Source organism: Pseudomonas sp. LPH60 (genome assembly GCF_030718165.1).
GTDB classification, from domain to species: domain Bacteria; phylum Pseudomonadota; class Gammaproteobacteria; order Pseudomonadales; family Pseudomonadaceae; genus Aquipseudomonas; species Aquipseudomonas danubii.
Map to the genome: position 1 here is coordinate 16,852 of NZ_JAVAJH010000010.1, position 12,314 is coordinate 29,165.

Annotated in this window: 7 protein-coding genes; all 7 read right to left on the reverse strand. The window is 61.6% G+C overall.

Annotation, left to right across the window (positions count from 1 at the left end; translation table 11 throughout):
* Positions 1-85 precede the first annotated feature (85 nt).
* Positions 86-1,639, reverse strand: coding sequence for an N-acetylglucosamine-binding protein GbpA (gbpA, locus tag Q8O96_RS28215; RefSeq protein ID WP_305949846.1), 1,554 nt, complete (start codon positions 1,637-1,639; stop codon positions 86-88).
* Positions 1,640-1,956: 317 nt separating this feature from the next.
* Complete coding sequence (gbpA, locus tag Q8O96_RS28220) at positions 1,957-3,513, reverse strand: N-acetylglucosamine-binding protein GbpA (protein ID WP_305949847.1); 1,557 nt, start codon at positions 3,511-3,513, stop codon at positions 1,957-1,959.
* A gap of 235 nt (positions 3,514-3,748) precedes the next feature.
* On the reverse strand, positions 3,749-5,317 hold the full coding sequence (gene gbpA, locus Q8O96_RS28225) for an N-acetylglucosamine-binding protein GbpA (RefSeq protein ID WP_305949848.1): 1,569 nt from the start codon (positions 5,315-5,317) through the stop codon (positions 3,749-3,751).
* A 180-nt stretch (positions 5,318-5,497) separates the two neighbouring features.
* On the reverse strand, positions 5,498-7,051 hold the full coding sequence (gene gbpA, locus Q8O96_RS28230; protein ID WP_305949849.1) for an N-acetylglucosamine-binding protein GbpA: 1,554 nt from the start codon (positions 7,049-7,051) through the stop codon (positions 5,498-5,500).
* Between the two features lie 140 nt (positions 7,052-7,191).
* The gene (locus tag Q8O96_RS28235; protein ID WP_207166171.1) at positions 7,192-10,842 is read right to left on the reverse strand and encodes an ATP-binding protein; all 3,651 of its coding nucleotides are present in this window, start codon (positions 10,840-10,842) and stop codon (positions 7,192-7,194) included.
* A gap of 31 nt (positions 10,843-10,873) precedes the next feature.
* The gene (locus Q8O96_RS28240; protein ID WP_102864813.1) at positions 10,874-11,515 is read right to left on the reverse strand and encodes a response regulator transcription factor; all 642 of its coding nucleotides are present in this window, start codon (positions 11,513-11,515) and stop codon (positions 10,874-10,876) included.
* Between the two features lie 302 nt (positions 11,516-11,817).
* Entirely contained in the window at positions 11,818-12,255 is a 438-nt protein-coding gene (locus Q8O96_RS28245; protein WP_102864814.1) for an Lrp/AsnC family transcriptional regulator, read from the reverse strand.
* Positions 12,256-12,314 lie beyond the last annotated feature (59 nt).

A 12,314-nucleotide genomic window follows, 5' to 3' on the forward strand; every position in this document is an offset into this window, starting at 1 on the left:
ATAGGGGGTTGAGCTCATGGGGGGCTTGACCGCTAACAAGGAGCGTGGCGCCGTGGCGCCACGCTCGGGTGGTTGACGCTATGGCTTACTTGGCGTTCCAGGCCGACTGCCAGGCGAAACCTACGCCCGGCTCGTAGGCGTTGGAGCCGCTGGTCCACTGGGTGCACCAGCCGGCGACGGCGCCAGGCTTGCACTCATAGGTCTTGCCGTCCTTGGGTTGCAGGACCACGGTGCCGGCCTTGTAGGATTTCAGGCCATTGGGGAACACGTAGTCGTACTTGGCGCCGCCTTCACCGCCGTTGCCGCCTTCGTTGCCACCTTCACCACCGCCGGCTTCGGCCTTGAGGGTGAAGCGGGCGGACTTTTGCAGCACTTCGCCTTTCTTCGAGGTGGCCACGACCACCAGGTCGTAGACCCCGGGGCTGACATTGTTCAGCGGCATGGAGAAGTGCGGGGTGTTGCCGGCCGGCGCTTGCTGGAAGGTCACGCTTTCGCCTTTGGCGTTGAACACGGTGGCCTTCACGGTGTAGTCGCCGTTCTTGGCGATGGCGTTGAAGTGCAGTTCGGTCTTGCCGTCTTTCAGGGTGTATTCGGACTGCATGCCGGTGATGGACAGCTCGCCCGGTTTGGCGGCCTGTTCCTTGTCGATCATCACGTTGACGATGTCGCTGCCTTTCTTGACCAGGATTTCGTTCCTGCCGAAGTTCGGCACCACTTCGTCCTTGTCGTTGAGCAGGCCCATCTGGTAGCCCTGCTTGGCGGCATTGACCTTCTTCGCCAGCTCGCGCGGCCAGACGTCGGCCTTGGCCAGTTCGGCGCTATCGATGTTCAGCACCACTTGCTTGGCGTGGAGCTCGCCCTGTGCGTTGAAGACGCGAGTCTTGACCTTGTCGCCGATGCTCAGGGCTTCAGGTTGTACCGCGCCCACGGTGTTCCAGTTCGACGGGATGATCGCGCCATTGTCGATGTTCAGGTCGACCACGCTGTAGAAGGTGGCGTCGGTGTCGTTGACTTTCCAGGTGGCCAGCAGCACGTGGTAACCGGAGCGATCAGACGGGATGTCCACGGTGTGATGGGTTTTGCCTTCGGACGGGGCTGGGACGGTGCCGGACGGCCATGGCTGATCCAGCAGCGGGGTCATCTCGAACGAGTCGCGGGTCAGTGGCTGGTTCGGGTTCCAGTCTTTTTTGGTGATGTAGAACTGCCAGTAGCGAGTGGCGTGACCGGCTTTGTAGTGCCAGGTGAAGTTCTGCGGGCCCGGCTTGATGGTGGTCTTGGCCCAGCGGGTAGCACTCTGCTCGTTGATCGGGGAGAAACGCACCAGGCCGCCGGCGGCGATGGTGCCGTTAGCCGGGCCGCATACCTTGAAGTCGCCGGTGCAGGCCTGGGCGTTGCTTGGAAAGTGCTCGAGATCGTTACGGCCAGGCACGCCGATGTACTCGGTGCTTTGTGGCTCGTACATCACTGGACCGCAGTTGACGTTCAGTCTGCCGCCATCGGAACTGCACATGAAGGCGCGGGACTTGGGGCTTTCGATGTAACCGTGGGCCGAGGCTTGCTGGGCGGCCAGTCCCGCCGTCGCCATGGCGATGACGACCGGCAGTTTGAGGAAGGAGCGAGTCCGGTTGGAGTTGATCATGCTGTATGCCTTGAGCAATTGAAAAATGAGTGTTGAAGCGCTGCGAGGAGCCGGTGATGGGGGAATGGGACACCTTGGAGGTCCGCTGTTCCGGCAGCCTTGCCAGCGAGCACAGGCTACGTGCTGCTTCCGGGTGTTCCCATGGGACGAGTACGAGAGTCAAAGGGCTCTAGAACAAGCTTTTGCTGGACTCTTGGCGGATCGGCGCGACCCGTCTGACGGGCCTTTGCTGGCGTGCAAAAGCGCGCCGGCCGGATAAAAAAATGAGCGTGACGCTTGCGCGTCACGCCCCAAGGAGCAACTGGGGAGTTGCCGGATTACTTGAGGATCCAGGCCATCTGCCAGTGAGAGCCGGTGCCGGGTTCGTACTGGGTCACGCCGGCCTTCCACTGCACGCAGTAGCCGCTGTACGGGAACGGCTTGCACTGGTAGGTCTTGCCGTTCTTGGGCTGCAGCACCAGGGTGCCGGCCTTGTAGGACTTCAGGCCTTCAGGGAACACGTGGTCGTACTTGGCCGGCGTCTCGGGAGTGGTGCCGCCCTCGTTGCCACCGCCGCCCGGGGTTTCCTCAACCTCTGGCTCGGCCTTGAGCTTGAAGCTGATGGTCTCTTGCAGCAGCTCGCCTTTCTTCGACTTGGCCACCACCACCAGATCGTATTGGCCCGCTGTCACGCCTTTGAGCGCGAGGCTGAAGTGCGGCGCATTGTTGCCACTGTCGGCTTGCTGGTGAGCAACGGTTTCGCCCTTGGCATTGACCACGCTGGCGGTGATGGTGAAGTCGCCGTTCAGAGCGATGGCGTTGAAGTGCAGGTCGACCTTGCCGTCCTTCAGGCTGTACTCGGACTGCATGCCGGAGACCTTGAGTTCAGCTGGCTTGGCGGCTTGTTCCTTGGCGATCAGCACGCTGTTGATATCGCTGTTCTTGTTGACAAAGATGCTGTTCTTGCCGAACTGCGGCACCACCTGGTCCTTGTCGTTGAGTTCGCCGATCTGGTAGCCGAGCTTGGCCTGGTTGACCTTTTCCGCCAGCGCCTTGGGCCAGTTGCTTTCCTTGGCCAGTTCCGCGCTGTCGATGTTCAGGGTGACCTGCTTGGCCGACAGTTCGCCCTGGTCGTTGAACACCCGGGTCATGACCTTGTCGCCGATGCTCAGGGCCTCGGGTTGAACGGCACCGATGTTCTTCCAGCTCGACGGCGCGACTTCGCTGTTCTCGATGTTCACGTCCACCACCTGATAGAAGGTGTTGGTGTTGTCGCTCACCATCCAGGTGGCCAGGACGATGTGGTAGCCGCTGCGGTCGGCCGGAATGTTGACCTTGTGGCTGGTGAGGCCGCCGGTCTTGGTCGGCAGGGTGTTGTTCCAGTTGTCGGTCAGCAGCGGCGCCGCTTCGAACGAATCACGGGTCAGTGGCTGGTTGGGGTTCCAGTCTTTCTTGGTGATGTAGAACTGCCAGTTGCGAGTGGCGTGTACCGCGGTGTAGCGCCAGTCGAAGGTGTTCAGCCCGGGCTTGATGCTCATCTTGGTCCAGCGGCTGGCGGTCTGTTCGTTGAGTTTGGCGAAATGGCGCAGGCCACCGGCGGCAATGGTGCCGTTGGCTGGGCCACAGCGGGTGAACTCACCGTGGCAGGCTTGGGCGGTGCTGGGGAAACCGTCGCGGCTGGCGTTGGCCAGGTATTCGACGCTCTGTGGCTCGTAGGCTACCGGGCCGCAGTTGGTGTTCAGGTTGCCGCCCTTGGCGCTACACATGTACGAGCGGGACTTGGGGTTTTCGATATAGCCGTGCGCGGCCGCTTGTTGTGCGCTGAGCGCGGCCATGCTGATGGCCATTGCCAGAGGAAGTTTGAGGAATGAACGGGCTTTGTGCAGCGTGATCATCGCTTAATCCTTGGTTGTGCGTTATTGGGGTCAACAGGCATCGATTGACAGTGCGGTTACTCGCAGTGAGCTAGGCGGGGGATGGTCAGTGCTCGATGGCCGTGGCCAGAGTAAGAGGCCGTCTTCGGCGCTTGAATGGGACCAGTACGAGAGTGTGCGGGCAGGACTGGGGCTACAGAGGGAGCAGAAAAACGTGGCGCCGGGGCGCCACGTTCAAGGGGTTGGCAATCAGTGTTTACTGGCGCGTCCAGCCCCATTCCCAGGCACTGCCGACGCCCGGCTCGAACACGTTCATGTTGCTCGTCCACTGCTTGCAGTAGCTGCTGGAAGGCAGCGGCTTGCATTCATAGACCTGGCCGTCCTTGGGTTGCAGAACCAGCGTTCCGGCCTGGTAGGACTGCAGTCCCTGAGGGAAGACGTAGTCATACTGGGCGCTGACGTCGGCCGGATTTTCCGGCTTCTGCTCGACGACCTCAGGCGTGACCTTGAAGCTGGCGGTTTTCTGCAACAGGCGGCCTTTCTTGGAGCTGGCCACAATGACCAGGTCGTATTGGCCGGGCTGGATGTCCTTCAGCGTGGTGGCGAAGTGGGGGGCGAGGTTGCCGACATCGCCGTATGCCTGCTGGATACGCTTGCCTGCTGCGTCATAGATTTCCAGGGACACGAAGTAACTGTCGTTCGGGTCGGTGTGTTCAAGCACGGCATTGAGGTGCAGCTCGACCTGGCCGTTCCTGATCGGGTACTCCTTATGCAGGCTCAGAACGCTCAGTTCAGTGGTGCGCTCGGCAAGGGTGCGGTCCACCAGGACGCTGGTGATGCCGCTGTCTTTCTTGGCGAAGATGGTGTTCTTGCCCAGTACCGCAACCACTTGGTCCTTGGCGTTCAAATCACCCATCTGGTAGCCGAGGTTGGCGGCGTTGACCTTCTTCGCCAGTTCCCGGGTCCAGGTGTTCTTGTCCGCCATGGCGGCCGAGGTAATGTCCAGGGTCACCTGTTTGGCCAGTTGTTCGCCTTGCGCGGTAAAGACCCGGGTCCTGACCTTGTCGCCGACTCCCAGTGCTTCGGGCTGCACCGAACCGATATCGGTCCAGATCGACTTCGCGACTTCGGCCTCGGGCTTGGCAGGCGCGCCGGCGTTATCGATGTTCAGGTCCACCACTTGATAGAAGGTGTTGCTGTTGTCAGCCACCATCCAGGTAGCCAGGACGATGTGATAGCCGCTGCGATCAGCCGGGATGTTCACCTTGTGGCTGGTTTTACCCCCGGCCTTGGCCGGCATGGTGTTGTTCCAGGTATCGGTGAGCAACGGCGTTGACTCGAACGAGTCGCGAGTCAATGGCTGGTTGGGGTTCCAGTTCTTCTTGGTGATGTAGAACTGCCAGTTGCGCGTGGCGTGTGCCGCGGTGTAGCGCCAGTCGAAGGTGTTCAGCCCAGGCTTGACGGTGACTTTTTTCCAGCGCGTGGAGGTTTGTTCGTTGAGCTTGGCAAAGGCGGCCAGTCCGCCCGCGGCGATGGTGCCGTTGGCTGGGCCGCATTGGGTAAAGGCGCCGTGGCAGGACTGCCCGGCGCGTGGGAAGTCCGCGCGGCTGCCGCCTGTCAGGTACTCGATGCTCTGCGGTTCATACGTTGCGCTGCCGCAGTCCTTGTTCAGGTTGCCACCGGCATTGCTGCACAGGAAGGCCCGGGATTTCGGGCTTTCGATGTAGCCGTGTGCACCTGCCTGTTGCGAAGCCAGAGCCGCCATGCCCATGGCGATGACCAGAGGCAGTTTAAGGTGGGTGCGAGCTCTTTGTGAGGTAACCATCTGGTATTGATCCTTACCTTGAAATAGTGGGTGTCACTGGGTAGTCAAAAAGGGGAGAGGTTGCTGTGCTGCCGCCTGGCCTGAACACGAGTGTCAGTTCCCATTGCGTTGGCGGCCGCTACAGCCGGTCAAGAGCAGGTGGCGCTTGCGCGCCACGCTCAAGGCTTTGAAGCACCGGGTTTAACGGCGTATCCAGCCCCATTCCCAGGAGCTGCCGACACCTGGTTCGAACACGTTCATGCCGGTCGTGAACTGCTTGCAGTAGCTGCTGAACGGCAGCGGCTTGCATTCATAGACCTGGCCGTCCTTGGGTTGCAGAACCAGCGTTCCGGCCTTGTAGGACTGCAGCCCCTGAGGGAAGACGTAGTCATACTGGGCGCTGACATCCGCCGGATTTTCCGGCTTCTGCTCGACGACCTCAGGCGTGACCTTGAAGCTGGCGGTCTTCTGCAACAGGTGGCCTTTCTTGGAGCTGGACACGATGACCAGGTCGTATTGGTCGGGGTTGATGTCTTTGAGCGTCGTCGAGAACTGCGGGTTGAGGCTGCCGACATCGCCGTATGCCACCTGGACGCGCTTGCCTGCTGCGTCATAAATCTCCATGGACAGGAAGTAGCTGTCGCTTGGGTCCGTGGCCTCAAGGCTGGCCTTCACTTGCAGCTCGACCTGGCCATCCTTGATCGGGTACTGCGCTTGCAGTCCGGCGATTTTCAGTTCGGTTGGGCTGACGGCCAGGGTCCTGTCGATCAGCACGCTGGTGATGCCGCTGTCTTTCTTGGCAAAGATGGTGTTCTTGCCCAGTACGGCAACCACTTGGTCCTTGGCGTTCAAATCACCCATCTGGTAGCCGAGGTTGGCGGCGTTGACCTTCTTCGCCAGTTCCCGGGTCCAGGTGTTCTTGTCCGCCATGGCGGCCGAGGTAATGTCCAGGGTCACCTGTTTGGCCAGTTGTTCGCCTTGCGCGGTAAAGACCCGGGTCCTGACCTTGTCGCCGACTCCCAGTGCTTCGGGCTGCACCGAACCGATATCGGTCCAGGCCGACTCCGCGACGGGGTCCGGCTGGCTAGCCGCCCCCGGGTTGTCGATGTTCAGGTCCACCACCTGGTAGAAGGAGTTGCGGTTGTCATCGACTTTCCAGACAGCGAGCAATACGTGATAGCCGCTACGGTCGGCAGGGATATTCACGGTGTGTCGGGTTTTTGCGTTCGGCATGCGACCGCCCCACGGTTCGTCGAGAAGAGGTGTCATCTCGAAGGAGTCGCGGGTCAGCGGCTGGTTCGGGTTCCAGTCCTTTTTGGTGATGTAGAACTGGTAATTGCGGGTCTTGTGATAGGCGGTGTAGTGCCAAGTGAAGGTGTTCGGGCCGGGTTTGATGGTGTTCTTCTTCCAGCGACTGGTGGTTTGCTCGTCCAGTTTGCCGAAGCTGCCCAGGCCGGCAGACGCGATTCGGCCGTTGGCCGGACCGCAGGTGCGGAAGTCGCCATCACAGGCTTGTGCGTTGCTCGGGTAGCTGGTGTGGCCGTACCCAGTGGAGGCGAAGTACTCGATGCCCTGAGGCACGTAGGTGGCAACGCCGCAACCTGTGTTTTGGCCTTTGTTGCACAGGAACACGCGCGATGCCGGACTCTCAATGTAGCCGTGAGCAGCGGCTTGCTGAGCCGTGATCGAGGCCAGGCCGATGGCTAGAGCCAGGGGCAGCTTGAGAAAGGTACGCGCACGCTGTAGCGAGATCATCTCTTGATCCTTAGTTGGTTTTTTAATGGATTCAACAGGCAATCAAGTGAGGGGGGAGCCACTTTCGGTCGTACTGGCGCCTCTGCCTGGCACCCCCCTCTCCGAAAGCAACGGGCAGGATAGGGTGCGCTGTGTCAGGGCTATATGGGACGGGTACTAGATTGCGTTTGGAGCGCCTCGGGCGGTGTATCGGTGGGCTGTGGCGGCGGCTCGCGCAGGCTGGCGAGCTGCTGCCTGGCTTGTTGGTAAACCTGCTCCATGGCGCTGAGCAGCGCTTGCTGGCAGTTGCGCACGGACGGCAGATGGGTCACGTCGACCTTTCTCAGGGCCTCGCAGGTTCTGGCCATTTCCTGGGCGTTGATCAGGCAGGCCACGCCGCTCAGGCGATGGGTCAGGTCGTTGATCAGATGCGGGGTATTGGCCAGGACGCAGGTGCGCAGTTCGGCGATTTCCTGCTGCAGGTTCTTGGTCAGTTCGTTGAGGATGCGCCGATGCAGGGTCGGACTGTTTTCCCCCAGGTCCCTGAGGTGGTCGATGTCGAAGGCGCGCACCCGCTCTTCGCCGGCACCGCTGTGACTGCCCAGGACTTCCTGCAGCCGTGCCAGGGTCACCGGCTTGATCATCAGATCGTTCATCCCGGCGTTGGAGCATTGGGTCGCTTCGTTGCTCAGGGCGCTGGCGGTATAGCCGACGATCAGCCGCGGCTTGGCACCGCTCTGTTGTTCGGCTTCACGCACCGCACGGGCCAGGCTGTAGCCGTCCATGCCCGGCATGTTGCAGTCGCTGATCAACACGTCGTAGTGGCGGTGGCGCAGCAGCTGCAGGGCTTCTTCGCCACTGCTGACGTGTTCGGCCACGTGACCGATGCGCTCCAGTTGCAGGGTCAGTACCAGGCCGTTGGTGGAGACGTCGTCCACCACCAGCACCCGCAAGGCTTTGCCGGTGATCGGTGGCACTTCCGGCTTTTCCGCCACTTCCGCGTTTGCTGTCTGCCAGCTCACCGGCAGTTCGACGTGGATGCAGCAGCCTTGTCCGGGTTCGCTTTCCAGCCAGATGCGGCCGCCCATCAGTTGCACCAGCTGGTGGCAGATGCTCAGGCCCAGGCCCGATCCGCCGTACAGGTGGGCGGTGCGCGCGGTGGCCTGGCGATAGGGCTCGAAAATCCCCGCCTGGTTGGCCAGGGGAATGCCGATGCCGGTATCGCGCACGCTCAGGGTCAGCAGGCTGTTGCTGTCCTGCACATGGGTTTCGCGCAGGGTGACCTGGATGTGGCCGCGGTCGGTGAACTTCAAGGCATTGCTCAAGAGGTTGTGCAGGATCTGCTGCAGGCGTAGCGAGTCGACCCAGTACAGCCGGTTGGGGCTGGCCTGATAGTCGAAGTTCAGTTGCAGGCGTTTCTCCCGGGCTTGCACGGCAAACAGTCCCAGGCCGTTGGCGAGCAGGGGTTCCAGGGCGGTGGGGTGGGGTGCCAGTTGCATCAGGCCACTCTCTATTTTGTCCAGATCCAGAATGTTGCCGATCAGGTCGATCATCGAGGTCGCCGATTGCTGGGCCACCCGCAGGTTGTGCGACGGCGCCTGGCTGGCGCTGGTCTCCAGTTCCAGCAGACCGACCAGGGCATTGAGCGGGGTGCGCAGTTCGTGGCTCATGGAGGCGAGGAACTCGCTTTTGGCGGCACTGGCTTTTTGCGCAACCTGCTTGGCTTCGCGCAATTTGAGTTCCAGGTTCTTGCGCTCGGAGATGTCCAGCCAGCCCCCCAGCAGCCCCTGCAGGACCCCGCGGGCGTTGTAGAACGGCACCAGCCACTGATAGAGGCAATACTGCTGCTCCTTGATCCACAGGCTGGTGTCGAGAAAGCGTGGCCGGTGATTGGCCAGCAGCAGTTGATGCTCCTCTTGCAGCACCTCGGCGAAGTCGCGCGGCATGTTCGGCTGCTCGGTAGGCAGGCAGCCCTCGACCTGCTCCTGGGAGGTGGCGAAGAACTCCTCATAGGCGCGGTTGCAGGTGCTCAACCGGCCATTCAGGTCGCAGACATACAGCGGCGTCGGCAGGCCGTTGAGCAGGGAGAACTGGAAGGCCAGCTTGTCCTGCAGTCGGGTCTGCACGCAGATGGTTTCCCGCACCTGGATCTTCAGGCGCCAGTTCCAGATCAGCGACAGTACGAAGATGATCAGGATCACCACGCCCACATGCCAGGCCTGCTCGGCGACCCAGCTCCAGAGCGCGGCGCTGGAATGTTGTTCGGCGATCAGCTGGATGTCGCTTTGCGGGTTCCTGGCCATGGAGTCCAGCAGCTTGTCGAGCACGCTCAGCAACTCCCTGGCACCTGGGGCCGCGGCAAAGCGGTGGGGCGTGGGCAGGGCGTCGAAGGCCAGGCCGAACTGCAGTCCTGAACCGGACAGCGCCTCGGTGCCCACCGGGGTGTCCAGGGTGGCGTCGACCTGACGTTGCAGCACCAGGTTCAGGGCCTGGCGATGATCCTCGGTGAGCACCAGATGGATGTCCGGGTAGCGCTGTTTCAGGTGTTCGAGCAGCGGGTGGTTGCGCGGTAGCGCCAGGTGTCGCCCGAGCATGGCGTCCAGGGAACTGGGAGAACTGTCGCCATGGCGCACCACAAAGGCCCAGTTGCGAGTGCCGTAGCTCTGGCTCAGGCCGATGCCCCTGGCATTGCCGGGCAGACCCAGGTCGCGGGTGGTCAGGTCGGCGTTGCCGGCGGCCAGTTGTTCCAGGTCATCGGTCCTGGAGCGACTGGGCTGAATGTTGAGCTGCAGGCGGAACGAGTCGGCCAGGGTGCGCAGGATATCGATGCTCAGTCCGGCCCACTGGCCCTCGGCATTGCGGTAGATGTAGGGCGGCGCTTCCTCCGCCAGCAGATTGATCTGCCGGTGCGCGGTGAGCCAGTTCAGTTCGCTGGGGGTCAGGGAAAACGACTCGGTCGGCGCGAAGGGAAAGGGCTCCTGGCTCGACTGGTTCTGGATCCGCCGCTTGTGCTCCTCGGGAATGGCGTTGAGCACGTAGTCGATCAGCGCTCGCAGGGTGGCATCCTCGCGCCGCACGGCAAAGGCGAAGCCGGCGTCGGGCAACTGTGGATAGAACTTGCTGTGCAACCGCAGGTCGGGGCGGGCCTGCATGTACAGGGTGGTGCGGAAACGGTCGCTGATAAAGGCGTCGGCCTGTTTGCCGGCCAGTTGCTCAAGGGCCAGGGCGGTGGTGTGCACGCCGCTGACGTCGGCACGTGGATAGGTCTTGCGGACGATCTTGAGGTCCAAGTAGTTGTCCAGCACCAGCACCCGCTTGTCTTCCAGGTCCGGTGGCAGGCTCTGGTCGTTGATGCGCCCGACGATGATCGGCTGGTTGTTCAGGTACGGACGGCTGAGGGACAGGCCGGGGGTCTGTGCTTCAAGCGCGGTGGCCCGGGGCAGCAGGTCGATACGGTGTTCGAGCAGGGCGCGGATCGCGTCCTGGGGCGAGGCCAGCTCGACGAACTCGAAGCGCAGGCCCAGCTGCTTGCCGATGAGCTTGAGGTATTCGTCGGAGATCACCTTGAGCACCTGGTTGCCGGCGCTTTCCAGGGGCCGCTCGGGGGGCACGATGGTCGCTACCCGCAGCACCTTGTGGGGCAGGGTGCTGCGCATGTCCAGCAGCCGGGCCAATGACGGATTACCCGGCTCTTGCGACTCGGCGCAGTGGGCGGGCAGGCTGAAAAACAGGCTGACCAGGACCATGAAGCTGAACAGCAGGCAGACACGGATCAGCCTCCAGAACTGGGGGGGGCGGGAAATCAGGGGCATAGGGGGGAAGCTCCGGAGTTTTGAGGACCGCTCAGCTCAGGCCGTGTTCCTGGATGTACAGGAACAGGCTGGCCGAGGTGTCCAGGCCAAGCTTGCGCATGGCGCTGCTCTTTTGCGTGCTGATGGTCTGTTTGCTGCGGCACAGGTGCTGGGCGATGGCGCCGATGCTCATGCCGGTGCCGTACAGACGCAGCACCTCGATCTCTCTGGCCGACAACTGCTCGGGCTGCAGCAGCGGCTTGCCATGCAAGGCGGTGCTGGTGTCCAGCAGATGCTGGATCGACGGCGACACGAAAGGTGCCCGCGAGTGGGCGGCAATCGCCTTGGGCAGGTCGTTGAGCAAGCCGCGCTTGCTCACCAGGCCCTGGATTCCGAGTTTGAGCAGGCTGCTGATCAGCGCCGGGTTGTCGAGCATGGTGATCACCACGATGGCCAGCTCCGGGTAGCGTGAGCGCAGGCGTCTGATCAGACGAATCCCATCCACCTGATCGCCACCGGGCATCATCAGGTCGGTCAGCAGCAGGTCGCAGGGCTGGCGCTGCAGGTTTTCCAACAAGGCTTCCACGCTGTGGGCCTGGGCAACGATTTCCAGTTCGGCGCGGTTTTCCAGCAGGGTATGAATCCCAATCAGGGTCAAGGGATGGTCATCGGCTATCTGCACGCGGATCGGCATGGGTTCTTGTACTCGGCTTTTCGACAGGCATGAGCCCACAACAATGCGCAGCTTCCGCAAAGGAGCAGGCATTTTGCTAGTGGGGTCGTCAGAGGATTCGCAGGGTATCACTGAAATTGACGCCAAAAAGACGTCTGGGGGATTTTAAGAATCGTCTTATGCCTAAGGGGAAACTTTCTGAAAAGAGCTCGAGAAGTCAGCTGGTTTTTTGTAAGAAACGCCTCTGGAACGGCCTTTTCACCCCACAGTTGCAGGCCGTTTTCAGGGGCTTTTTCGACGGTGAAAAAGCCCATTTCACGGGGTCAGTTCATGGGCGGCAACCGCCGCTTGATCGGCGATTTCTTGATGATCGCGGTGTTGGTTTCGGCGAAATGGTTGAGGCGGTCCAGCAGGCTGTCCAGCTGTTCCATGGAGCGCACTTGAAGGCGGGCGATAAAGCAGTCGTCACCGGTGACCTTGTCGCATTCGGTGAACTCGGCAATCGCCAGGATCTGCCGTTCCACTTCCTGCAGTTTGCCCGGCAAGGGGCGAATGCGGACGATGGCCTGCAACTGGTAGCCCAGAAGTTTTGCATCGATCTCCAGGGTATAAGCGCTGATCACGCCGCGTTCTTCCAATCTTTTCAAGCGTTCGGCAACGCTGGGGGCGGACAGCCCACTGATCTGCGCCAGGGCCTTGAGGGAGCGGCGGGAGTCCTGCATCAGGGCACTGATCAGTGCCTGGTCGATGGCATCAAGCATGGTGATCTCGTTAGGTAGGATGGCTGTTTTGCCTTGATAAAAAAGGTCTTGATTGAGTC